The organism is Rhodococcus sp. NPDC019647 (assembly GCF_044389235.1).
GTDB classification, from domain to species: domain Bacteria; phylum Actinomycetota; class Actinomycetes; order Mycobacteriales; family Mycobacteriaceae; genus Rhodococcus_F; species Rhodococcus_F oxybenzonivorans.
The window spans coordinates 213335-238521 of sequence record NZ_JBIRXS010000007.1 but is presented as its reverse complement, the minus strand read 5'-3'; the positions used below and the strand labels follow the sequence as shown (position 1 = coordinate 238521).

Sequence of the window (25187 nt, the reverse complement as noted above, 5' to 3'; positions counted from 1 at the left end):
CTACCCTCGCTCACACTGCATAGTCCGGCAGTTCACAAACCGCGGTCGATCAAATCGAGGATCTCCTCACTGGTGGCGGCGTGAATCTTGTCGACCGTGTCGGCGTGCGCCTCTTCGGGCGCAGCCACCTCTGCCAGCAGATTCTCCAACCGTTTCGCGACGGCCGACCGCGCCTCGGTGTCGGTGCCGAGCTCGGCGATGGCGGCGCGGAGTCGGTCGACGTCGGACAGGGCGACCGACACCGGATCCGGAACGAGCTCTCCGCGAAGGAATTCGGCGACGGCACGCGGACTGGGGTGATCGAACACCATCGTCGGCGGCAACCGCAGGCCGGTGGCGGCGCCGAGGTAATTGCGGAGCGCAACGGCGGCCAGCGAGTCGAAACCGAGTTCCTTGAACGCCTGGTCGGCGTCTACCGCGTCGGGAGAGTCGTAGCCGAGGACGGCCGCAGCCCCACTCCGAACCAGTTCGAGCATCAGGTGCCGCTGCTCGGGCGTCGACCGATCAGCAAGGCGCTGACCCCAATCCGAGGTCCCGGACCCGCTGGATCCGGTCGCCACCGAGTCCGAACCTGCGGCGCGCGGACGCACCTCCCGTATCAGGCCACGCAGCGGGGCTGGAACGTACGGAGCGGCCGAACCGGACAGGTCGAACCGAGCGGCCGCCACGGTCGGCACACCGGCGGTCAACGCACTGTCGAAGAGAGCGAGGCCCTCGGCAGCGGTCATCGGAACCATCCCGCTGCGACGGGCACGAGCGAGATCGATCGCACCGAGGTTGTCGGTCATGGCACTCGGCGGTGCCCACATGCCCCAGGCGATCGACAGCGCGGGCCGTCCGAGGGCGTTGCGGTGACGGGCGAGCGCGTCGAGGAACATGTTCGCGGCAGCGTAGTTCGCCTGCCCGGGCGCCCCGAGGACTCCAGCGAGTGAAGAGAACATGACGAACGCGCGCAGATCGCAGGTGGCGGTCAGCCGATGCAGATTCCACGCCGCGTCGACCTTGGGCCGCAGCACGGCGTCGAGTCGCTCGGGGGTCAGCGAGGACAAGGTGGCATCGTCGATCACTCCGGCCGCGTGGATCACAGCCGTGAGTGGGTGCTCCTCCGGTATTCGGGACAGCAAGTGGGCAACTGCCGATTCGTCGGAGGTATCGCACGCCACGATGCTCACCTCGGCTCCCTGGCCGCTCAGTTCGCTCCGCAGTTGGTCGCAACCCTCGGCGTCGGGTCCGCGCCGGCTGGTCAACAGCAGGTGCCGGACCCCATGCTCGGTGACCAGGTGGCGAGCGACCAGTGATCCCACGGTGCCGGTGCCCCCGGTGAGGAGAACGGTACCGCGAGAATCGAAGGGCGAGCGGGGATCGAGGGCCGAGCCGGATTCGTCGACGACGCGAAGACGCCGCAGCCGAGGCGCGAGCAAGGTGTTGTTCCGAGCTGCCAGCTGAGGTTCTCCACTCGCCACCGCCGCGGCAACGGCGGATTCGGCGTCCGATGCATCGTCGAGGTCGATCAGGACGATCCGGCCCGGGTTCTCGTTCTGCGCGGAGCCGACGAGACCCCACACTGCCGCAGCCTCGAGATGATCGCCTCGGTCCCGACCGTCCTCGGTGACCATCGCATCACGGGTCACGATCACGAGCGAGCTGTCGGCAACCTCGTCGTCGTCGAGCCACGACTGCAGCAGTTGCAGCACCCGAGCACACAGCGCATGGGTCGCTTCCGGCCCGCCTCCGCCCTCGGTGCCACACCCGACGAGCACCGTCCACGGATGTCGGTCGTCTCCGTCGGGCAGCGACTCCCGTGCGGCCCGCAATGCCGCCATATCGGGATAGTTCGGCAAGGTGGAACCGATCCCGTCGTCGCCGAATCCCTCTGCGCCGAGGATGGCCGCCGGGCCGAGGACCGGCTCGGACGCTCCGCCCTCGACCGGAATCCACGTGAGCCGGTGCAGCGGCAGGCCTGCCGAGCGGCCCGCTCCTTCCCTGCCGACTGCCCGCGGCACCACTTTCAGCCCATCGATGGTCAACACAGGCGAACCCTCGGGGTCCGCAGTGACGATGCGGTATCGCCCGTCCTCGGTCGTCGAGAAACGTACCGATACTGCCTCCGCACCGACGGTGTGCAGACGGATTCCCGACCATGTGAGTGGCCAGCCGTCGCCTCCGAGGAGGGGCTCGAGCGCTGCCTGCAGCAGCTCCGGATGGATGCCGAAGCCACTGGTGTCGACGCCTTCACCGAGGCGAACTTCGGCATCGTCGTCCGCGGAAACGTGCTGCCGTACCTCCGATTCGGAGCTGACGACGTCGTCGATGGTCGCCGACGCGTTCCGAACCCAGGTGTCTACGCTGCCGGCCTCACCCACGTTCGACGAAATGGTGACGGTGCGGCCGCCGGTGTCGTTGTTCGGCGACACCAGCACGCGAAGTGAGGCCAGCCCCGACGCCGGAAGGGTCAGTGGGTGGTGCAGCGTGAGTTCGTCGATATGGTCCAGACCGACGTGATGGGCTACGTGCAACGTGAGCTCGACCAGCACTGCGGGCATTACCGTGTGCGAATCGTCGGCCGTAGATGGGCTACCGTCTTCGGCCCGCGGCGGCACGAGCCATGAATCCCGGTGCAGCGAGAGCTGTCCGGTGAACAACGTCGCGTCGTCGTCGAGTGTCACCGCCGCGCCGAGCAGTGGATGATCCGCCGGGCTCAGCCCCAGCTCCGTCGGATCGCCGGCGTTACGCGCCGCCGCGGACGGCCAGAAGGAACGGCGCTGAAATGCGTAGGTGGGCAGAGATACCCGGCTACGACCCGGCATCACCCGCTCCCAGTCGACCGAGACACCCGACACATAGGCCGCCGCGACGACTTCCATGATTTCGTGCGCCTCGTCGCCGCGTCCGGGCAGTGCAGCGAATGCAGTCGGGACGACCTCCGCGGCGTTCGCGGCCAAGGCTGCGCCGGGACCTACTTCGACGAGTCGGGTGACGCCCAGATCGTCCAGGGCCACAATGCCGTCGGCGAACAGCACGGGTTGGCGGATGTGCTGCGCCCAGTATCTCGGGGACGTGAGCTCCTCGGCGGAGGAGATCCGCCCGGTCACGTTGGAGACGACCGGAATTTTCGGTGGCTGCGCGGTCAGCCTCGACACGACGGAGACGAACTGGTCGAGGATGGGTTCCATCAGGGTCGAATGGAAGGCTCGCTCCACCCGCAAGCTCGTCGTCTTCATGCCCGCGGCGGACAGCTCGGTTGCGGCGGCGTCGATGTCGTGCTCGCTGCCCGCGAGCACCACCGACTCGGAACCGTTCACGGCCGCGAGATCGACCCGGCCGTCGAGCTGCGCCACGACGTCGTCCGCGCGTGCCCGTACCGCGATCATCCGGCCCGGACGGGTGGACTGCATCAACCGTCCGCGCTCACCCACCAGGGCGGCGGCATCGGGCAGGCTGAACACTCCCGCGACGTGTGCTGCGGTGATCTCTCCGATCGAATGACCGATCAGGTAGTCAGGGGTGATACCCCAGTCCCGCAGCAACCGGGAGAGCGCGACCTCCACCGCGAACAGCGCCGGTTGGGTGTATTCGGTACTGTCGAGCTTTGCGGCGCCACCGTCGGATTCGTCCCACATCACCTGTCGGACAGCGCTTTCCACATGCTCGTCGAGAGCGGAGCAGACTTCGTCGAGGGCCCGGGCGAACACCGGGTAGGCACCGTAGAGACCGCGGCCCATCCCGATCCGTTGCGCGCCCTGGCCAGTGAACATGAACGCCGTCTTGCCGCGAGAACTCGTCCCGCTGAGGACGTTGCCGCCCGGTCGGCCCAGGGCGATGCGAGCCAGACCGTCGCGCAGCTCGGTCAGCGTTTCCCCGACCACGGCGGCGCGGTGGGAGAAACCGGATCGAGTGGTGGCCAGCGAGTAGGCGAGGTCGGCGGGATCCGGGAGTTCCGCGTCATCGCGATCGAGGAAGGCGGTCAACCGTGCGGCCTGCGCGCGTAGTGCCTCCCCTGTCTTTCCGGAGATCACCCAGACCAACGGCGATGCCGACGGGGGCGAGACCTTCGGCGTGGCCGAGCCGGCCGGCTGCTCCAGGATCATGTGCGCATTGGTGCCGCTGATGCCGAACGACGAAACCCCGACCCGGCGGGGGTGTCCCGTCTCCGGCCAGGCAACCGATTCGCCCAGGAGAGAGACCTCACCCGCCGTCCAATCGACGTGCCGCGTCGGGGCATCACCGTGCAAACTCGGGGGCAGCACCCCGTGCCGCATGGCCATCACCATCTTGATCACACCGGCCACGCCCGCCGCCGCCTGAGAATGGCCGATGTTCGACTTGACCGACCCGAGCCACAGCGGCCGTCCGTCCCGCTCCTGCCCGTACGCAGCCAGCAGTGCCTGCGCTTCGATCGGGTCACCGAGCGTCGTGCCGGTACCGTGTGCTTCCACGGCGTCGACGTCGGCGGGGCCGACCCCGGCATTGGCCAGCGCTTGGCGGATCACCCGCTCCTGCGACGGCCCGTTCGGTGCGGTCAACCCATTGGAGGCACCGTCCTGGTTGACCGCCGATCCTCGGACGATCGCCAATACCTGGTGACCGTTGCGTTCTGCGTCGCTGAGCCGCTCGAGCACCACCATCCCCGAGCCTTCACTGAGCCCTGTGCCATCGGCCCGATCCGAGAACGGTTTACACCGCCCGTCCGCGGCGAGCCCTCGCTGGCGGCTGAACTCGACGAGAACACCGGGCGTAGCCATCAGCGTCGCTCCACCGGCCAGCGCGAGAGTACATTCGCCGTCGCGCAGCGCCCGCGCCGCGAGATGCATGGCCACCAGCGACGAGGAGCAGGCCGTGTCGACGGTGACTGCGGGACCGGTGAATCCGAGAGAGTACGAGATCCGACCGGAGGCCACGCTGTTGCTGGTGCCGGTCATCAGATAGCCCTCGGCATCGACATTGCGTTGGCTCATCAGGTGGAACCCGTAGTCACCGCCCATCATCCCCACGTACACGCCGGTGTCGGTGAGGTCGGGGGAATCGGGCCGTATCCCCGCCGCTTCCAACGCTTCCCAGGCACACTCGAGCAGCAAGCGGTGCTGGGGGTCCATCGCGACGGCTTCGCGCGGACTGATTCCGAAGAATGCGGCGTCGAATTCGTCCCCGTCGTAGAGGAACCCCCCTTCGCTCATATACGTTGTGCCGCTGCGATCCGGGTCCGGGTCGTACACCTCGTCGAGATTCCAGCCTCGATTGTCGGGATACGCCCCCACCGCGTCGTGACCGTCGCGGACGAGCCGCCACAAGTCGTCCGGGCCGTACACATTCCCCGGATATCTACACGCCATTCCGACAATGACAATCGGGTCGTCGTCTCTGCGGGTTCGCGCTTTCTGGGCCGGTTGCGGAGCAGCAGAACTGCCGAGAAGTCGCGCGACCAACTCCTGAGTCAGCGCGTCAGCAGTGGGATGGTCGAAAACGACTGTCGCCGCGAGCCGCACGCCGGTGGCAGTGGCCAGTTGATTTCGCAGTTGCACGGCGGTCAGCGAGTCGAAACCGAGTTGCTTGAACGCCCGTTCCGGGTCGATCGCTTCCTTCCCCTCATGCCCGAGTACGGCCGCAACGTGGGTGGTGACGATGTCCAGCACCCGGCTGTGCCGCTCTGCGGGACCGAGTGCGCGCAATTCGTCGGCCAGGCCCGTCGGCGCGTCGGCGGCGGCAGCGCGGCGGTGACGGATACCCAGCACGCGGCGCAGGATGGGCGGCACCGACTCACCGTCGGACTTCGAGGAACGCGCCGACAGCCGTATCGGCACGATCAACGGACGATTGACGGCAAGCGCCGCGTCGAACAGCGCAAGCCCCGACTCCGGGCTGAGGGTGTCGATGCCGGTGCGCTGCAACCGGTCGAGGTCGGCCGCATTGAGATGGGACGTCATCCCACTCGGACGGTCCCACAATCCCCAGGCCATGGAGATCGCCGGCAGTCCGCGGAGGCGGCGGTGCTGCGCGAGTGCGTCGAGGAAGACGTTCGCCGCTGCATAATTCGCTTGGCCGGCGCCACCGAGCACTCCCGCCGCAGAGGAGAACAGCACGAATGCCGACAACTCGCGGTCGCGGGTGAGTTCGTGCAGATGCCAGGCACCGTCCACCTTGGGACGCAGAACGGCGTGTAATTGCTGCGGGGTCACGGCGGCGGCGGTGGCATCCTCGAGCACACCGGCAGCGTGGATGACGCCGGACAGGTCGGGAATGTCGGCGAGCAGGTCCGCCACAGCTGCGCGGTCGGCCACGTCGCAGGCGACCGCACGGATCTCGACACCCGGCTCGGCAACCTCCTCTCGCAATCGGGCCGCGCTCTCGGCATCGAGGACGTGCCGGCCCGTCAGCACCAGCCGGCGGACCCCATACCGCGCCACGAGGTGGCGCGCGATCAGTCTGCCGATAGTCCCGGTCCCACCTGTGATCATGACCGTGCCGGCCGGACCGAAGGGTGCCGGTCCCGCGTCGGGCGCCGCCGCGGCGGGCGCTGCCGCGGCGAGCATGGGTGCCAGCAGCACCCCTTCGCGGATGGCCAGCTGAGGTTCGTTGCACCCCAGCGCCATGGACAACAGCGCGGGATCGGACAGGTCGGCGGGCTGCATGTCCAGGTCGACCAGGGTGATGCGGTCCGGATGCTCGTGTTGCACCGCCCCGATCAGCCCCCACGCGGGCGCGGCAGAGATGTTGTCGATCGGTTCGTCGTCGCGGACGGCTACCGCCAGCCGGGTCGTGACCAGTAGATGGGTCTCGGCGAGGCGCTCGTCCCGGAGCCAGGACTGGACCGCCCGGAGGGTCGACTCGGCGACGGCGTGCGCCCGCCTCGGCACGTCCGACTGATCACCCGGTTCACCGGCCAGCCACAGCACGCGGCCGTCGGGATCGGCTCCGGAGAGCGCCTCCGCGAGGGGCAGCAGCTCGGCCGGGGCCGCAGCGGAGGCACCGACGGGCATCCACTCCACGCGGTAGAGGCTTTCGCCGGCCCCGGCGGGTGGCACCCCGGCTGCTCCCAGCGGCCGGAGCGCCAACGAGTCCGCGGTCAGCACCGACTTGCCGGCGGAGTCGTACGCCGATACCCGATATCGCTCGGGCCCGATGGTGGTGATGTGCACGCGCAAGGCGGTTGCGCCTACCGCGTGCAGTTGCACTGTCCCCCAGGCGAACGGCAGCCGGACGTCGCGTGCGCCGGTGTCTGCGACTCCGAACGCGATAACGTGCAGCGCGGCGTCGAGCACGGCCGGATGAATCCCGTATCCCGCCACAGCAGCGGCCGGGTCCTCTCCGCCCAGCCGCACCTCGCCGAACAGCTCGTCACCGCGGCGCCACGCTGCCCGCAACCCCCGGAACATCGGGCCGTACCCGTAGCCGGCGTCGTCGAGCACTTCGTACAGCCCTCTGACGTCGATCGGTGTGACATCGGCCGGCGGCCACTCCTCTGGGGAGTCGGCGCTGTCCACGTCCGCGGTGAGGACGCCGGTGGCATGCCGGGTCCACGGAGCATCCCCCGACGCATCCGCGGGTCGAGAATGTATCGACACCGTCGAATGGCCGGCCTCGCCGTCGGCGAGCACGCTCACCTGCACGGCCACCTCACCGTCGCCGGGGATCATCAAGGGCGCCTCGATGGTGAGTTCTTCGAGCCGTCCGCACGCGACACGGCTTCCTGCGTGCAGGGCGAGCTCCACGAAAGCCGTGCCCGGCAGGATGACCGTGCCGTTCACCGCGTGATCACTCAGCCACGGAACACGGTGCGGCGACAGCACTCCCGTGAACACAGCGCCACGCCCGTCGCCGAGTTCGACCGACGCACCGAGCATCGGGTGTCCCCCGGTCTCCATGCCCGCCGATGCCACATCGCCGTGCGGCACCGAACTTTCCAGCCAGTAGCGGCGGTGGTGAAAGGCGTACGTGGGCAGGTCGACCCACTGCTGCCGATCGTCGCGGTGAGCCCACCGCACCCGGTCCCACTCGACGTGCACTCCGTGTACCTGGGCTTCGGCGAGTGCGGCGGTGAACTGGCGCAGGCCTGCATTGTCGCGCCTCAGGGTGCCGATGGCTCGTCCGGCGACGCCCGCCGCCTCGAGCGTTTCCTGCAACGGCACGGTCAGGACAGGGTGGCCACACGACTCCACGAAGAATCGATATCCCTCTGCCACAAGGGCTCTCGTCGCTTGTTCGAATCGAACCGTGCGGCGCAGATTCCGGTACCAGTAGTCTGCGTCGAGCGCGCTGCCGTCCAACGCACCACCTGACACCGACGAGTAGAAGGGAATCTGTGACCGGTGCGGCTCGATCGAGGCCAGGGCGTCGAGAATCGGTTGGCGCAGCACCGAAACGTCGGCGCAATGGGAGGCGTATTCCACCGCGATCCGCCTTGCTTGGACGCCGTCGCCCTGCACCTGCCCGACGAGGATGTCGAGGGCATCGACGGGACCTGAGACCACCGTCGCGGTCGGGCCGTTGATCGCCGCCACCTCGATGGCACCGGACCAGGATTGGATCTTCTCCCGCACGCTGTCGTGCGGCAATGCCAGCGAGGCCATCCCACCGCCACGCCGGGCCGATGCGGCGATCACCTTGCTGCGCGCCGCGACGACCAACGCCGCGTCGGACAGGCTCAGTGCGCCGGCGACGTAGGCGGCCGCGATCTCGCCCTGCGAGTGACCGACCACCGCCGCCGGGTCGACGCCGTGTGCACGCCACAACTGCGCGAGACCGACCATCATCGCGAACAGCGCCGGCTGCACGATATCGACCCGGTCCAGTGAGGCCGGATCTCGATCCCGCAGTACCTCGAGCAGTGAGAAGTCCGTGAAGGGGGCAAGTGCGTCGGCACACTCCTGCACACTGTCGGCGAAGACCGGCGAAGAATCCAGTAGCTCTGTGGCCATCCCCACCCATTGCGAGCCCTGCCCGGGAAAGACGAACACCGGCCGGTCGCCGGCTTCCAAGGCCACGCCACTGACCACGTGAGGGCTGGGCACACCTCGGCTCAGCGCGTCGAGGCCGGCCAGCAGCACCTGCGGCTCCGCCCCGATCACCGCGGCCCGGTAGTCGAAGGTGGCACGTGAGCCGAGCAGTGCGCCGGCTACCGCGGCAGGCGTCAGTTCGGGATGGTCTGCGGCGTATTCGCGCAACTTCGCGGCCTGGGTGCGCAGCACGGGTTCGGTGTGCCCGGACACACACCACGCCACGACTTCCTCTGCGGGAGAAGGTGATCCGCTGTTCACCGGCTCAATCGTCGGGGGCTGCTCGAGAATGACATGGGCGTTGGTGCCGCTGATGCCGAACGACGACACCGCTGCCCGGCGGGGCCGATCGACCTCGGGCCACTTCCGTTGCTCGGTGAGCAGCGACACTGCACCGGCCGACCAGTCGACGTGCGGGGTCGGCCGGTCGACGTGCAGCGTCTGCGGGAGAACCCCGTGCTGCATCGCCATGATCATTTTGATCACGCCGGCAACGCCGGCGGCGGCCTGGGTGTGTCCGAGATTGGACTTCACCGAGCCCAGCCACAGCGGCTGGTCGACGGGACGATTCCGGCCGTAGCCGGCCAGCAGGGCCGATGCCTCGATCGGATCGCCCAGCTTGGTGCCGGTTCCGTGCGCTTCGACCGCGTCGACGTCCGCCGGTCCCAGCCCCGCGTTGGACAGTGCCTGCCCTATCACCCGCTCCTGGGCCTGCCGGTTCGGAGCGGTCAGGCCGTTGCTCGCGCCATCCTGGTTCACTGCACTGCCGCGGATGACGGCCAGGATCCGGCGACCATTGCGCTCTGCGTCGGAAAGACGTTCCAACGCCACTATCCCCGCGCCTTCACCCCACGCCGTGCCGTCTGCCGCGGCGGAGAACGCCTTGCACCGCCCGTCGCGGGCCAGTCCGCGCTGGCGACTGAACTCGACGAACACCGCGGGGGTCGACATCACGGTCGCGCCGCCCGCCAGAGCCAGTTCGCACTCACCGCTGCGCAGCGCTTGCATGGCGAGGTGGATGGAGACCAGCGACGAAGAGCAGGCGGTGTCGACCGTGATCGCCGGTCCGCTGAGGCCGAAGCTGTACGCCACCCGGCCGGAGGCAACGCTCATGGCGTTGCCGGTGATGAAGTACCCCTCGAGGTCCTCGGGCGGCATGCCGCCCGCCCGCGCCGCATAGTCGATTCCCGACAACCCGGTGAAGACGCCGACCTGGCGACCATGCATGGACCGCGGATCGATGCCGGCATGTTCGAACGTTTCCCAGCTCGTTTCGAGAAGAAGTCGCTGCTGCGGGTCCATGGCCAGCGCTTCGCGGGGCGAGATGCCGAAGACCTCCGGGTCGAAGCCCGCGGGATCGTCGAGGAAGCTGCCCTGCACCGTGTACGTCTTGCCGGCCTGCTCGGCTTTCGGATCGTAGAGATCCGCCAGCTCCCAGCCGCGGTCCTCGGGGAACTCGGTGACGGTATCGGAACCCGATTCCACCAGGCGCCACAAATCCTGCGGTGACCGCACCCCGCCAGGGAACCGGCAGCCCATTCCGATGACGGCGATCGGTTCGCGACTGACCCCCTCGGCCTCGCGCAACTTCGCCCGCGCCTGATAAAGCTCTGCGGTGACCCGCTTCAAATAGTCGAGGAGTTTCGCCTGATCGGCCATCCGAGATCAGCTCCAATCCGAGAGCCCCCCCGGTCCAGCGCAGAAACCCGATTCTATCCGCGACCACGGCTCGGACGCAGGCGATCGGCTCATCGCTGTGGCAGGGAATTCCGGGCGCCGGTCACGAATTCCGCGCCACAGTGAAAGGGGTGGGGCGGGCGGGGCTCGAACCCGCGACCAATGGATTATGAGTCCACGGCTCTAACCGACTGAGCTACCGCCCCATCGCCGCGGCATGTCCGGACTGCGGCGAGCCGATGTTACCGTGCCGCCGCCGTGAGGTGGCAGGCGGGATGCGGCGCGAATTTCGGGTGTCCCGCGGCGTCGCGTCCTTGTCGCCTTGGGCTTTCGAGTCGCCCCGCTTCGGCTGCCGGTCGTGGCGCTCGGTGTGTGGGATGACTCGGTCGCGGGTACCTCTGCTGTCAGCCGTCGTCGCTACATGATCGCGGTTCGTGAAGGGAGCAAGGTGAGCACTCAGAATCCAGGACCGGACCCGGATGATGCACCCGCACTCGACGAGGGCGGTGGCGTTCCCGCTGGGGATACACCACCCGACGCGGGGCAGACCTCTGGCTTGTCTCATCCTCAACCGATGCCGGGACGCAGTTTGCCGGTGCTCACTTTCGTGCTGGTCGGCCTACTCGTCCTGGGGATCGCGGCCTTTTTCGTCGCGCGCGTGTTCGCGCTGTTCGACTGAGGTGACTGTCGACTGTCCTTGGTCGGTCTGCCCTTCGTCGGACTGCCCTGGGTCGATCGGTCTCTCGTCGGCGACGAGTTCGTAACGTCGCCCGTAGGTTTCGACCAGCGCTTGGATCGCCGCCACCACGGGAACGGAGATCAGTGCCCCGACCGCGCCGAACAGCGACGCGCCGACGATGACCGATCCGAATGCGACCGCAGGGTGGATCGACACCGTCCGCGAGGTGATCCGCGGGTGAAGGATGTAGTTCTCGACTTGCTGATAGACCGTTCCGAACACCACTACCCACACGCCGTCGATCGGCTGGGCCGCCGCCGCGATGATCGCCGGCAGGGCAATGGCGAGATATGTGCCCAGGGTGGGGACGAACTGCGAGACGACCCCGGTCCACAGCGCGAGCGGCAGCCAATAGGGGACGCCGATGATCACGAGGAAGATTCCGGTGGCGACTGCACTCACCGCGGCGAGGATCAGTCGCGACACCATGTATCCGCCGGTCTTCTCGACGGAGATCTCCCAGACCGTGGAGATGACGCGCTGTTGCCGTGCCGGGAACCAGCTCGACATCGTCCGGCGGAGGGTGGGGCCCTGCGCCGACATGTAGAACACGAACAACAGCAGCGTCAGCATCTGGAACACGACGCCGAGTAGCGAGGACAAGACGCCCAGAACCCCTGGGGTGAAACGCTGCGCAAGGTCGCGGATGGTGTCGGGGGTGAGATGAATCAAGTCGTCGCCAGTCGCGAAATCGGTGTCGAGAACACGATTGGACCATTCGGTGACCGAGGAGAGCGCGCCGGGCAGTGCCTTCAGCAGCTGGGCCAATTGCTGAGCGAGCAGCGTTCCGAACAGGGCCAGGAAGGCGATGGCCGCGACGAACAGTGCGAACAGAACCAGTCCGGTGGCGGCGCCCCGGCGGACACCCCGAGAGGCCATCCAATCGACGACCGGCTCGATGGTGATGCTGAACAACCACGCGAGGAACAGCAGTCCCAGGAAGCCTCGCAGGTTGTGGAACAGCCAGCCCGACATCTGGTAGGCGGCGACGGCGAGGAGCACGTAGAAGACGGCCGGTCGCAGCCAGCGTGGGGCGTCGCGCGGACCGATGCCTCCGGCTGACCGGGTCCGCTCCGATTGGCCGCCGTCCTCGCTCATCGCACACCCCGCGGTCGTTTGCTGCCGATACAGCGGGAATGTACTCGCCTGGCACGCACACCGATCGGGATTGGCCCGGGACAGCAGAAACCCCCGCCCGGGAAGATCCGGGCGGGGGTTTCGTTGCTCCCCCGGCTGGACTCGAACCAGCAACCGTCCGATTAACAGTCGGAAGCTCTGCCAATTGAGCTACAGGGGATTATTCTGCTGTGCTTCGCCGTTCCCGGCGACGCCTGAGAAACTGTAGCGCATAGCCCTACCCCAGTACCAAATCGGCTGCCTGTCGACGTATCAGGCAGGATGGGGACGGTCGATGTGCACCGGGAGGAAGCGGGAATGATGCGGTTGTTGATCGGTATCGCGGCGGGGTACGTGCTGGGTACGCGGGCGGGACGTGCACGCTACGAACAGATCAGCCGGGCGACGAGGGCTGTGGCCACCAGTCCGGCCACCAAGAAGGTGTTGCAGGTGTCGCGTCAGAAGCTGTCCGATTCGCTGAACACGCAGCCCAAACTCGAGCCGATGAAGCCGATCGACGAGGACACCACGGTGTTCGTCCCCCACGAGCAGTTGAAGAACCGGTGAGCGCCGCAGGCGGTCAGCCGACCATCCCGTCTCTGGTGGTGTCGCCGATCGCCTGATCGAGGAGGCTGCGGCGGTACTGCTCCAACGCGACGAGGTCGCCGAGGAGCGAGTGGAATTCGTCCGATTCGGTGGCCGGGGAGATGCGCTGGAGCTTGGACTTGAGCTCGGCCACCTGTTCACCGACCCACACCTCTTGCAGGCGTGCGAGCACGCCCGAAATGTATCGGGGCACTCGATCTTCTTCGACGGGGAGCGGCTCGACGGCGAGCTCGGAGACGAGCGACGCCGCTGTGATGTCTCCCACTCCCCGGCTGACGGCGTCGACCCATTCGCCGCCGCCGAGGCCGGCACTGGTTCCACCGGCTGAGATCATCGACTCGCGGATCATCACGTACGCCGGATGGGTGAAGGTCTCGACGGGCAGTGAGTCGAACACCGTGCCGGCGATCGACGGGTGCTGCAGCGCGCTCTTCAGCGCCTCCCGCTGCGCCCACAGCGTGGGGTCGTTGGGCCGGGGACGGGACAGGCCCACCGGAAGCTGCGGCGCATCGCTGTCGTCCCTGCCCGCTTTGCGGCGCGGCGGAGCAGGCACCGAACCCCGCGTCGACGCCCGCTTGCGCGCCTCGTCGCGCACCCGCTGACGAACGGCGGCGATATCGTCCCAGCCCACCCAGCCGGACAGCTGGACGGCGTAACTGTCACGCAGCGTCGCTTCTTTGATCTGAGCCACCACCGGCACCGTGCGGCGCAGCGCCTCCACACGCCCCTCAGCGGTCTCGAGGTCGTGCTCGGTGAGGATCGACTTGACCACGAATTCGAACATCGGTGTCCGGCGCGCCACCAGATCGCGGACAGCCGCGTCACCGGACTTCTGCCGCAGTTCGCACGGGTCCATACCATCGGGGGCGACGGCCACGAAGGTTTGCCCGGCCATCTTCTGATCGCCTTCGAAAGCCTTCATCGCCGCGGCCTGCCCGGCTGCGTCGCCGTCGAACGTGTAGATGATCTCGCCGCGAAAATAGCTGTCGTCCATCAAAAGACGACGCAGCATGGCGAGGTGGTCCTCACCGAACGCGGTTCCGCAGGCGGCAACGGCCGTCTTCACCCCGGCGAGGTGCATCGCCATCACATCGGTGTAGCCCTCGACCACGACCGCCTGATGCCCTTTGGCGATGTCGCGCTTGGCGAGATCCAGACCGAAGAGCACCTGAGACTTCTTGTACAGCATGGTTTCCGGGGTGTTCACATACTTCCCCGGCATCGTGTCGTCATCGAAGAGTTTGCGCGCACCGAAGCCGATGACGTCGCCCGACAGGTTGCGGATCGGCCAGAGCAGGCGGCGATGGAAGCGATCGATGTGACCGCGGCGGCCGGCCTTCGACAGCCCCGCCGCCTCGAGCTCCTTGACGTCGAAACCCTTGCCCAGCAGATGCTTCGTGAGTACGTCCCAGCCGTCGGGCGCGTAGCCGCAACCGAACTGCTGCGCGGCGTGCGCGTCGAAGTTGCGCTCCGTCAGGTAGTCGCGGGCCGCCTGCGCGTCCGGTTCCTGCAGACGCGCTGCATAAAATTCCTGGGCGGCCGCATTGGCCGCCACCAGCCGCGCACGAGTGCCGCGGTCGCGTTGGACGGACGTGCCGCCACCCTCGTACGAGATCGAGTAGTTCAGGCGATCAGCCAGCTGCTCGACAGCCTCGACGAAACTGATGTGGTCGATCTTCTGCAGGAACGAGTAGACGTCGCCGCCCTCACCACAGCCGAAGCAATGATAGTGCCCGTGATTGGGCCGAACATGGAACGACGGCGACTTCTCGTCGTGGAACGGGCACAGGCCCTTCATCGAGTCACCGCCGGCACGCTTGAGGGACACGTACTCCCCCACGATGTCCTCGATGCGGGTGCGCTCGCGAATGGCCGCAACGTCTCGATCAGGGATTCTGCCAGCCACGGCTCACAGTCTAGGCGCTCCGCCGGGGCCGCAATTTCCGACTCGGAATCAGCAGTTCGACGGCGCCGGAATCCCCGCGAACCGGTCACCGAGGTAGCTGAACGCCGGCCCCACGCCGAGCACGGTGGCGGTGCCGTGGTCGGCGCCCGGGATCACGTCGAACTGAACCCTCGCGCCCTGCGCGCAGTACTTGTCGACGGTCTCGCGTACCGGCCCGATGTTCACCAGCGGATCCGCACTGCCGTGCCAGACGTACATCGGCGTTCTCGGCACGCCCGGGTACAGCTGCACACTGTTCTCATCCATGACCGACCGTCCCGAGGGATCGGTGAGGATGCTCGGACCGTCGGTGAGTTCGGCCAGCGACCTGCCGGCACCGGCAGCCAGGATCGAATCGGTACACAGGTTGCTCATCCGGTCGCGGAGCTCGAGACCCTCGTCGTTGAGGCCGTTTCCCAGGGGCGAGCGCGTCGGGTACTCGCGTTCGAGTCCGATGGCGGCCGCAAAACCCAGACCGAAGGCGTCCGAGGGGGCGCCGCCCAACCGGTCGGCCAATTCGCCGATGTTCACCGGCGTACCGCCCTGGGCTGCGCCCACGATGTTCAGCTCGGGCGAGTAGGTCGGCGCGAGTGCCGCCGCCCAGTTCGTTGCCATGGCACCACCGGAGTAGCCCGCCAATCCGACCGGGCCGGCGCCCAGACCGGTCTGCGGCAGCCGCTGCGCTGCCCGGATCCCGTCGAGGACCAGCCGTCCGCCCAGCTTCGCCGCACCGTATGCGCTGGACGGCCCGAGATGATCGGGCACCGCGACAGCCCATCCGCGCGCGAGGAGAGCGTTGAGGGCCGGTGTCTCCTGCAGTCCGCCGACGAACAGTTGATGCGACGGCGCGCACTGCAATCCGAGCGAATTGACGAACGGCTGGTATGAGACGAGGGGCCGGTTCGCGGGAGCGCCGCGGGGCACGAGCACCGTGGTGACGGCGGCGATCGGGACGCCGGCCGAGTTGGTGGATTTGTACTGGATCTGCCAGGCCTCGGCCGTCGGGAAACCGGTCGCGGCGACGGACCTGCCGGCCAGTACGTCACCGTCGGCACGTGTACCGACATCGGCGGGCGCGTTGTAGAACGGGTCGGGGTCGGCGAACGGATACGCCGGGGCGGCGTGCCCGTTCGGAGCGGCAAGCACAGCGGCGCCGACCGCAACCGCCAGGGCAGCGGACGTCGAGCCGATGATCTTGCGCAGTACAGACTTCATCCGGGCTCCCTGCAGGTGGTGTGAGCGCTCTCGCACCGTATTCGTAGCACCGGAGCAAGCGGATTGGTCCGTTTCTCGTCAGCCCCAGCTCGCTTGCGCTCCCAGGCTGGCCTTGTCGACGCGTTCGAGCCTGCTCTCGGTGTACGAGGCGATCTGGTCGACGATCACCCGGACCCGCGCGGAATCGTCGCCGGCCTTGTCCCATGCCGGCAACAGCAGGGGGTCGAGTCCCGCCGGAGCGGTGGCCAGGAGCCATTCGGCCACTCGGTGAATGCGGTCGCGCTGCCGCTCCTGACGCGCCTTGTGACCGGAGTCGGACATCACGTAATACAGCGCAACGGTTTTCAGAAGGGCCACTTCGGAGGCCACCACCGGGGGGATCACCAGGTCCGCGTCGTACCGGGCCAGCGGCTCGTCCCCGTTGACCTTCCGCGTGCCGCTGATTGCGGCGGTGGCGAAACGGCCGACCAACTCGCTGGTCAGATTCTTCAACGCGACGGCGCTGGTCAGCGTTCCGTCGTAGCTGCCCACCTCCACCACCACAGGCAACAGGCTGAGCCGATGCGCCGCCTCGACGAGATCGTCGACGATCAGCCCAGGGAACTCGGAAACACCCAATTCCGCCAGCGCCCGCTGTTCCACCGGGTCGGCGAGGGCACGCAGATCGATGCGCCCGGCGATCACCCCGTCCTCGACGTCGTGAACCGAATACGCCACGTCGTCGGCCCAGTCCATCACCTGCGCCTCGAGGCACCGACGATTCTCCGGTGCGCCCTCGCGCACCCAGATCAGCACTTCGGCGTCGTCGTCGTAGGCCCCGAATTTGGCACCCGGCCGAGGCCTCGTCCACGGATACTTGATTGCCGCATCCAGTGCCGCGCGCGTGAGGTTGAGTCCGGCGCTGGCGCCCGAGGGATCGAGGACCTTGGGTTCGAGGCTGGTCAGGATTCGCAGATTCTGGGCGTTACCTTCGAAACCACCGCAGCTCGCCGCCACCTCGTCGAGCGCCTTCTCACCATTGTGTCCGTAGGGCGGGTGGCCGATGTCGTGCGCGAGCCCCGCGAGATCCACCAGATCGGGGTCACATCCAAGTCCGTCCGCAATTCCCCGCCCGATCTGCGCGACCTCGATCGAATGAGTCAACCGGGTACGGGGTGTGTCACCGTCCCTCGGTCCCACCACCTGTGTCTTGTCCGCGAGCCGGCGTAACGCCGCGGAGTGCTGCACGCGGGCGCGGTCCCGGGAGAAATCGGAGCGGTGCTGGGCCGCGGCGATTTGGCTCCCCGGCAGACCGGCCCGTTTGGGCGGCTCGGAGACGCGCCGTGCGACGTCGGGAGTCGAGTATCCGGCCATCATTGTCCTGCCGTGTAGGGGAAGTCCGCGGAGAAGTGAGTGAGCTGGTACCAGATCAGGGCCCCGGTTTCACGCGCAATCCCGTGTAGCTGCGATTCGCGCGTGAAGACGGCGGGGCCCTGCCGGGTGGGCGCAGTCCAGGCATCGAGTCCGGCGTCGCGCGCCATCGTGCGGGTGCGCAGTGAATGCCAGGGGTCGCTGACCAGGACCGCCGAGTTGATGCCCTGCTCCCCCATGGTTTCGCTGACGGCCTCGATGCTCAGCAACGTGTCGGACCCCTCCTCCACCGCGGTGATGCTGTCGGCCGGGACCCCGCGCGAGATCAGGTAGTTCTTACCCGATGCCGCCTCCGTGTACTCGTCACCCTCCTGCTTCCCGCCGACGGTGATGACCTCGGGAGCCACGCCTTGTTCGTACAGCTTGTAGGCCTGTTCGAGTCGGGCCTCGAATACCGATGACGGGGTCCCCGAGTACTGCGCGGCTCCCAGGACGACGATGGCGTCGGCGCTCGAGCTGTCGTCGATTCGCGCCACCTGCCACACGCGCACTGCCGTGCCGAACACGAGGGCGACGGCGATCAGGACCACTCCGACGATCACCCGGCGGGTCCACCGCGCGAACGTGCCGACGAAACCCAGACGCGCCTCGGCGCGCGGCAGGTCGTGGCGTTCACGGCTCGGTGCAGTATTCACTCCCCGATTCTGCCAGCTGCCGTCGAAGTGTCCCGCTGACGACTCGCCACACCGGATAGATTTGCTGCCATGCCAGTCGCATCGCCACTCGAGCAGTTGCCGTCGTCCCGCCGACGATTCCTCGCTCCACCCGCTCGACGGTTTTCGGTCCTGGGTGCGGTCGCGGCCGTCCTCGGTGTGGTGACGATCCTGTGGGGACCGGCGGTCGCGTCCGCCGATGCACCCTTCCGGTTACCCACTCAGGTGACGGACAACGTGGGCGCGCTGGACGAGGATCAGCGAACCGAGGTCGAGGCCGCGATCGATCAGCTCTACGACGAGCACAAGGTGCGGTTGTGGGTGGTCTATGTCGCCGACTTCGACGGTCTCGGCGCAGGACCGTGGGCCGATCGCACCGCGCAGGCCTCCTCGCTCGCCGACCGGGACGCACTGTTGGCTGTCGCCACCGTCGACCGCGAATACGCTCTCATCGCCTCGGACAGCCTCGAGGACATCACCTCCGATGAAGCGGAGAGCATCCGGGTCGACGCCGTCGAACCCGCTCTACGCGAGGATGACTGGGCGGGTGGCGCCATCGCCGCGGCAGGCGGTCTCGGCGATGCGATGAGCGCGAGCGGCGGAATGTCGGTGCGCACACTGCTCATCGGCGGCGGCGTGGTGGCGGCGGGCGTCGGCGGAATTGTCCTGTACTCCCGCAAGAAGAAGAACGACCGGGCCGCGGACGCCGTCGCGGCCGCGAGGAACATCGACCCCGAGGACACCGACGCACTTGCCGCCCTGCCGCTGCCCACGCTGGACGAGCGGGCCAGAGAAATTCTGGTCGACACGGACAACGCGTTGCGCACCAGCCGCGAAGAACTCGACCTCGCCCGGGGCGAGTTCGGGGAGCAGTCGACCGCGTCGTTCACCACGGCGTTCGAGAAGGCGCAGGCGGCGCTGGCCGCCGCGTTCACCGTCCGTCAACGACTCGACGACGCGATTCCCGAGACTCCCCAGCAGCAGCGAGAGATGCTGATCGACATCAGCTCCTCCTGCGGCCGGGCAGACCGGGAACTCGACGAACGGGTTCAGGAATTCGACGGTCTGCGAAATCTCCTGATCAACGCACCAGAGCGACTCGACGCGCTGACCCGCGACATCGTCGCGGCAAGCGTCCGCATTCCGGAGTCCACCCGCACGCTCGAGGCACTGCAGACCCAGTTCCCGGCCGAGACGCTGGCGTCCATTGCGGCCAATGTGACGATGGCGCAGGAACGGCTGGCGTTCGCGGAGCAGGCAGTGAGCGAGGCGCGGGACACCATCGCCCTGCCGCCGGGAAAGCAGGGGCCGGCCGTGTCGGCGATCCGCCGTGCCGAGGGCGCACTCGAGCAGGCCCGGACGTTGCTCGACGCCGTCGATCACGCAGCCGACAACATTCGCCACGCGATCGCCGCCCTGCCCGCGGCGATCACCGACCTCGAGAACGGGGTGGCCACTGCCGCCCAGTTCACCGAGCAGGGTGGACCCCCGCTCGAATCGGCGCGGGGCGCAGCCCAGGCAGCGCTCGCATCGGCACGCACCTCGAAAGATGCCGACCCGCTCGGCACCTTCACCGCGATCGTCAAGGCAGACGCCGAACTCGACGCCGTCCTGGCAGCAGCCCAGGAATCCCGCCGACAGACCGAACGCGCGCAGCAGCATCTCGACCAGAATCTGGTGGCAGCGCAGTCACAGGTGACCGCGGCCTCGGATTTCATCGGCACCCGGCGCGGTGCAATCGGTGCGGAGGCCAGGACCCGGCTCACCGAGGCACAGCGTCATCTCGCCGCCGCGCGTCAGCTCCGCGAGACCGATGTCTCCGGCGCCCTGCAGCATGCGCAGGCCGCGTCGACTCTCGCCGTCGACGCCCTGAGTTCTGCCCGAAACGACGTGCAGGACTGGGAACTTCATCAAGGCGCCGGACCCGGTGCCGGCGGGAACCTCGCCGGCGCGGTCCTCGGCGGAATCCTGATCGACAGCGTCATGCGGGGCGGATTCAGCGGCCGCGGCAGCTGGGGAGGCCGAGGCTCCCGTGGCGGTTTCGGTAGTGGCGGATTCGGCGGTGGCGGATTCGGGGGTGGACCGGGCTCCTTCGGTGGTCCGCGCAGTTCGGGCCGAATCAGCGGAGGCGGCCGCTTCTGACCTTCCGAGGGCCTACTCGACGTCGCTGCACGAGCGGGTACCAGCCGACCCGAACAGGGCGACCGCCAGTCCCAGAAAACCTGCGCTCCCGATCAGCAGCGCACCGCATACCAGCACATCACTCATCAATGCCCCCGTTTCGTCTGAGGCAATTACAACAGATCCCCGGTTGCGGTCGGGAATCGGCCGCAACCGGGGAACTGCTCACCCTGCTCGTCTTCCGGATCAGCAGCCCAGAAGGCGCTGGGCCAGGTAGCCCTCCACCTGATCGAGCGCGACACGCTCCTGAGCCATCGAGTCACGCTCACGGACGGTGACCGCATGATCCTCGAGGGTGTCGAAGTCGACGGTGATGCAGAACGGCGTACCGATCTCGTCCTGACGACGGTAACGGCGTCCGATGGCGCCGGCGTCGTCGAACTCGACGTTCCAGTTCTGACGAAGCGTCGCGGCCAGATCCTTGGCCTTGGGCGTCAGATCGGCGTTGCGGGACAGCGGCAGCACCGCGGCCTTCACCGGCGCGAGGCGACGGTCCAGTCGCAGCACCGTGCGCTTGTCGACGCCACCCTTCGCGTTGGGTGCCTCGTCCTCGGTGTAGGAGTCGACGAGGAAGGCCATCAGCGACCGGGTGAGGCCGGCAGCGGGCTCGATGACGTATGGGGTGTACCGGTCACCACTGGCCTGGTCGTAGTAGCTGAGGTCGGTGCCCGAGTGCGTCGAGTGCGTCGACAGATCGAAGTCGGTGCGGTTGGCCACACCCTCGAGCTCGCCCCACTCGCTGCCCTGGAAGTGGAACCGGTACTCGATGTCCACGGTCCGCTTGGAGTAGTGCGACAGCTTGTCCGCGGCGTGCTCGTACAGGCGCAGGTTGTCCTTGTTGATACCCAGGCCCGTGTACCAGTCCATGCGGTAGTCGATCCAGTACTGGTGCCACTCCTCGTCCTCACCGGGCTTGACGAAGAACTCCATCTCCATCTGCTCGAACTCGCGGGTGCGGAAGATGAAGTTGCCGGGGGTGATCTCGTTACGGAAGCTCTTACCGATCTGGCCGATGCCGAAGGGCGGCTTCTTACGCGACGTGGTGAGCACGTTCGCGAAGTTGACGAAAATGCCCTGCGCAGTCTCGGGGCGCAGGTAGTGCATTCCCTCTTCGCTCTCGACCGGGCCGAGATACGTCTTGAGCATCATGTTGAAGTCGCGGGGCTCGGTCCAACGCCCCACCGTGCCGCAGTCGGGGCAGGCAATGACGTCCATGGTGACGTCGTCGGGGTTATCGAGACCCTTCTTCTCCGCGTACGCCTCCTGCAGGTGGTCCTGACGGTGGCGTTTGTGGCAGTTGAGACACTCGACCAACGGGTCGTTGAACACGCCGACGTGGCCGGACGCCACCCATACCTCACGCGGCAGAATCACCGACGAGTCGAGACCGACGACGTCTTCGCGGCTGGTGACCATGTTGCGCCACCACTGCTTCTTGATGTTGTCCTTGAGTTCGACACCCAAGGGGCCGTAATCCCAGGCCGACTTCGTGCCTCCGTAGATCTCACCGCACGGATAGACGAGGCCACGACGCTTGGCCAGGTTGACGACGGTTTCGACTTTGGATTTCGGTGCCACTCGAGTGCTCTCCATCTGGGTAATAGATGCATGGTTTACGTGCAGTTTTCGGCTCCTAGCCTATCTGCCCGTTTCCGCCCGGTTCACCCGCCTGGTTGACATGCGAATTCATGCATATCAAAATGGAATCGATTTGCAATAAGATGGGCGACGAGCTGACCGAAGGTGCTCCCCGACCATTCTGTCGCTTCGTGTCCGGCATACCGAAGGAGATCCGCTGTGAGCGTGACCGATACCGGCGATCTTCATCCGTTCGACACCGCGCCGCCCGCGCCTGTGCCGTCGAAGGAGACGTTGGCTGCGGCAGGTGACATTCTGCGCGCGCTCGCTGCACCGGTCCGAATCGCCATCGTGCTGCAACTCCGCGAATCGGAGCGCTGCGTGCACGAACTCGTCGGGGCGCTGGGAGTCACCCAGCCGCTGATCAGCCAGCACCTTCGCGTCTTGAAAGCTGCCGGGGTGGTGCGCGGCGAACGCACCGGGCGCGAGGTGCTCTACCGGCTCGTCGACGACCATCTCGCACACATCGTCGTGGACGCCGTCGCGCACGCCGAGGAAGGATGAGAATGCCGACCCAGAACGCCGAGCATCGCAAACCTGTGGTCGTCGGAGTGCGCGCCACCAAACAGCGCAGTGCGATCTCCGCCCTCCTCGACGACATCGAGGAATTCCGCTCAGCACAAGAACTCCACGACGAACTCCGCAAGCGTGGAGAAGGCATCGGTCTCACCACCGTCTACCGCACGCTGCAGACGCTGGCCGATGCCGGGACGGTCGACGTCCTGCGAACGGACACGGGTGAATCGGTGTACCGCAGGTGCTCGTCGGGGCACCACCATCACCTCGTGTGCCGCAGTTGCGGCTACACCGTCGAGGTCGAAGGACCCACCGTGGAACAGTGGTCGCAGTCGATCGCCGACGATCACGGATTCTCCGACGTCAGCCACACCATCGAGATCTTCGGCGTCTGCAAGGACTGCAACGCGCCGCGGTGAGCGTCAGGGAATCAGTCCCTGACGAGCCGTGTCCGCCCCGGACAGGGCCAGCAGCAGCATCGTGGTCAGGGCCTCGTCCTCGAGGCCGGCGGCGGGGAACGTGTAGCGCAGGATGACGTCGGCGAGTCTGCCGTGTCCGAACACGGCGATCGAGCCGAACTGGAGGGCGCTGTTTCGTTCGGCCACCTTCTTGTGCAGTGACGCACTGACGGGGCGATCCCAGGCGAGGACACAGGTCATCGACAACACGTCCAGTCCCTCGGTCAGGGTCATCGCACTGATCGAGCACAGCGCTCCGGCGTACTCGAAACTGAGCGAGCCGTCGTCCGCCCTGTCGACCGTGGCGAAATGAGCGAGTGCATTCTCGGCGCGCGCCAGAAGTGCCGGCGCTCCGTCGGCCGTCACTTGACGCCACCGAATCTGCGGTCCCGAGAGGCGTATTCGACGCAGGCCGCCCACAAATCGCGCCGGTCGAAGTCGGGAAACAGCTTCTCCTGATAGACCATTTCCGCGTACGCGGACTGCCAGATCAAGAAATTGGACGTTCGTTGCTCACCGGACGGCCGCAGGAACAGATCGACATCCGGCATGTCCGGCTCGTCGAGGTACCGGGCCACCGTCGCCTCGGTGATCTTCTCCGGATCGAGTTGTCCCGCCGCAACCCTGCGTGCGATTTCCTTCGTCGCATCGGCGATCTCGGCGCGACCACCGTAGTTGACGCACATCGTCAGGTTCATCACCGTGTTGTGCTTCGTCAACTCCTCGGCGATCTCGAGTTCCTTGATCACGCTGCGCCACAACCGTGGTCGGCGTCCCGCCCAGCGCACGCGCACACCCATCTCGTGCATTTCGTCGCGGCGCCTGCGGATCACGTCCCGGTTGAAGCCCATCAAGAAGCGGACTTCTTCGGGACTGCGTTTCCAGTTCTCCGTCGAGAAGGCATACGCCGACAGCCATTCGACACCCATCTCGATACAGCCGCAGACCGCGTCCATCAGCACGGCTTCGCCGCGTTCATGGCCGGCAGTCCGCGGCAGTCCCCGTTCCTGCGCCCAACGGCCGTTCCCGTCCATGACCAGTGCGATGTGCCGAGGTATCAGTTCGGTCTGCAGGCCCGGCGGCCGAGCCCCCGACGGATGCGGGTCGGGCGGCCGAATGTGCCGTTCGGCCGCACCGTCAAGCGGAGTTCGAGGTTCGCGTCGTCGAATCACGGTCCCCATCCTGCCTGACCGAATTCTCCGGCCCGACGGCCGGATGCGGACGGGACCGTTCGATCAGGGGAAGGGTGCGCAGCTGTCGTTCGAGATGCCACTGCAGGTGCGCGGCGACGAGTCCGCTGGCCTGACTGCGCAGCGGCGCCGCCACATTCTCCGTTTCCGCCCAGTTCCCACGGAACAGCGCGTCCATCAGCGCGAGCACCCCGGGAGACGGGGTGGCCGCACCGGGTGGGCGGCAGTGGGTACACACCGCGCCCCCAGCGGACACGTGGAATGCCCGGTGGGGTCCGGGCGCGCTGCACCGCGCACACTCGTCGAGTGCAGGTGCCCATCCTGCGTAACCCATGGCCCTCAGAAGGAAAGCATCGAGAATCAGCTCACACGGCCGATGGTGTTCGGCGACCGCGCGCAGCGCACCCACCGTCAGGCGGTGCAGCTGCGGCGCGGGAGCGCGCTCTTCACCGGCCAGTCGCTCGGCGGTTTCGAGGATCGCACACGCCGTGGTGTACCGGGAGTAGTCGTCGACGATGTCGGTGGCGAACGCATCGACAGTTTGCACCTGGGTGACGATGTCGAGGTTGCGGCCCGGATACAACTGCACGTCGATGTGCGCGAACGGCTCGAGCCTAGCGCCGAACTTGGACTTCGTGCGGCGCACCCCCTTGGCCACCGCGCGTACCAGACCGTGCTGCCGGGTGAGGAGTGTGACGATACGGTCGGCCTCGCCCAGCTTGTGCTGGCGCAACACCACCGCATTGTCTCGATACAGCCTCACCGGTCCAGTGTCCCATGTCGGAAGGCGCTCCGCGCCCGTGCGCCTTTTTGGTAGCTCCCGCTACCAAAAAGGCGCACGAGGCCGAAGGCC

15 protein-coding genes and 2 tRNA genes are annotated in these 25187 nt (G+C 67.3%); 5 read left to right on the top strand and 12 right to left on the bottom strand.

Translation table 11 applies throughout. From position 1 onward, the window contains the following. Window positions 1-32 precede the first annotated feature (32 nt). Together ACH49N_RS16865 and ACH49N_RS16860 are read right to left on the bottom strand one after the other, a co-directional pair. Window positions 33-10649: an SDR family NAD(P)-dependent oxidoreductase gene (locus ACH49N_RS16865; protein WP_358278215.1), complete on the bottom strand. Its 10617-nt coding sequence runs from the start codon at window positions 10647-10649 to the stop codon at window positions 33-35. A 150-nt stretch (window positions 10650-10799) separates the two neighbouring features. Then, window positions 10800-10873: transfer RNA gene (locus ACH49N_RS16860), tRNA-Ile, on the bottom strand. Between the two features lie 215 nt (window positions 10874-11088). Here ACH49N_RS16860 and ACH49N_RS16855 point away from each other — a divergent pair. Continuing rightward, window positions 11089-11346, top strand: coding sequence for a DUF6480 family protein (locus tag ACH49N_RS16855; protein ID WP_284708058.1), 258 nt, complete (start codon window positions 11089-11091; stop codon window positions 11344-11346). Here the strand turns inward: ACH49N_RS16855 and ACH49N_RS16850 are convergent. Then, window positions 11287-12504, bottom strand: coding sequence for an AI-2E family transporter (locus ACH49N_RS16850; RefSeq protein ID WP_358278213.1), 1218 nt, complete (start codon window positions 12502-12504; stop codon window positions 11287-11289). The genes ACH49N_RS16855 and ACH49N_RS16850 overlap by 60 nt on opposite strands. Window positions 12505-12630: 126 nt before the next feature. Then, window positions 12631-12703 (bottom strand) — tRNA-Asn (locus ACH49N_RS16845). Window positions 12704-12840: 137 nt separating this feature from the next. Between ACH49N_RS16845 and ACH49N_RS16840 the strand changes: the two genes are divergently transcribed. Continuing rightward, a complete protein-coding gene (locus ACH49N_RS16840) occupies window positions 12841-13089 on the top strand; it encodes a hypothetical protein (RefSeq protein ID WP_109335012.1) in 249 nt (82 codons plus the stop codon). A 13-nt stretch (window positions 13090-13102) separates the two neighbouring features. Here the strand turns inward: ACH49N_RS16840 and dnaG are convergent, their stop codons facing one another. From dnaG to ACH49N_RS16820, 4 genes are all read right to left on the bottom strand, one after another. After that, window positions 13103-15034, bottom strand: coding sequence for a DNA primase (dnaG, locus tag ACH49N_RS16835; RefSeq protein ID WP_358278211.1), 1932 nt, complete (start codon window positions 15032-15034; stop codon window positions 13103-13105). Window positions 15035-15082: 48 nt separating this feature from the next. Then, window positions 15083-16288: a lipase family protein gene (locus ACH49N_RS16830; RefSeq protein ID WP_201453558.1), complete on the bottom strand. Its 1206-nt coding sequence runs from the start codon at window positions 16286-16288 to the stop codon at window positions 15083-15085. 78 nt (window positions 16289-16366) lie between these two features. After that, complete coding sequence (locus tag ACH49N_RS16825; RefSeq protein ID WP_358278228.1) at window positions 16367-17641, bottom strand: deoxyguanosinetriphosphate triphosphohydrolase; 1275 nt, start codon at window positions 17639-17641, stop codon at window positions 16367-16369. Then, window positions 17641-18333, bottom strand: a complete 693-nt coding sequence (locus ACH49N_RS16820) for a YdcF family protein (RefSeq protein WP_159921493.1) — start codon at window positions 18331-18333, stop codon at window positions 17641-17643. Before ACH49N_RS16820 ends, ACH49N_RS16825 begins: the two co-directional genes overlap by 1 nt. A 69-nt stretch (window positions 18334-18402) precedes the next feature. Here ACH49N_RS16820 and ACH49N_RS16815 point away from each other — a divergent pair, with 69 nt between their 5' ends. Then, complete coding sequence (locus ACH49N_RS16815) at window positions 18403-20493, top strand: TPM domain-containing protein (protein WP_358278208.1); 2091 nt, start codon at window positions 18403-18405, stop codon at window positions 20491-20493. A 225-nt stretch (window positions 20494-20718) separates the two neighbouring features. Here the strand turns inward: ACH49N_RS16815 and ACH49N_RS16810 are convergent, their stop codons facing one another. After that, window positions 20719-22110 carry a glycine--tRNA ligase gene (locus ACH49N_RS16810; protein ID WP_109329028.1) on the bottom strand — a complete coding sequence of 464 codons (1392 nt, stop codon included), beginning with the start codon at window positions 22108-22110 and terminating at the stop codon, window positions 20719-20721. Window positions 22111-22329: 219 nt separating this feature from the next. On the opposite strand from ACH49N_RS16810, the gene ACH49N_RS16805 reads away from it, so the two are divergent. Next, a complete protein-coding gene (locus ACH49N_RS16805) occupies window positions 22330-22674 on the top strand; it encodes a helix-turn-helix transcriptional regulator (protein ID WP_159921489.1) in 345 nt (114 codons plus the stop codon). Between the two features lie 2 nt (window positions 22675-22676). Beyond that, window positions 22677-23105 carry a Fur family transcriptional regulator gene (locus ACH49N_RS16800; protein ID WP_159921487.1) on the top strand — a complete coding sequence of 143 codons (429 nt, stop codon included), beginning with the start codon at window positions 22677-22679 and terminating at the stop codon, window positions 23103-23105. Between the two features lie 3 nt (window positions 23106-23108). Here ACH49N_RS16800 and ACH49N_RS16795 read toward each other — a convergent pair whose 3' ends face one another. Genes ACH49N_RS16795 through recO form a run of 3 tightly spaced genes read right to left on the bottom strand, consistent with a single transcriptional unit; the run spans window position 23109 to window position 25097 of the window. Continuing rightward, window positions 23109-23510: a hypothetical protein gene (locus ACH49N_RS16795; RefSeq protein WP_109329022.1), complete on the bottom strand. Its 402-nt coding sequence runs from the start codon at window positions 23508-23510 to the stop codon at window positions 23109-23111. After that, window positions 23507-24316 carry an isoprenyl transferase gene (locus ACH49N_RS16790; RefSeq protein ID WP_109329020.1) on the bottom strand — a complete coding sequence of 270 codons (810 nt, stop codon included), beginning with the start codon at window positions 24314-24316 and terminating at the stop codon, window positions 23507-23509. Before ACH49N_RS16790 ends, ACH49N_RS16795 begins: the two co-directional genes overlap by 4 nt. Then, complete coding sequence (recO, locus tag ACH49N_RS16785; RefSeq protein ID WP_358278204.1) at window positions 24282-25097, bottom strand: DNA repair protein RecO; 816 nt, start codon at window positions 25095-25097, stop codon at window positions 24282-24284. The genes ACH49N_RS16790 and recO overlap by 35 nt, the downstream gene beginning before the upstream one ends. Window positions 25098-25187 lie beyond the last annotated feature (90 nt).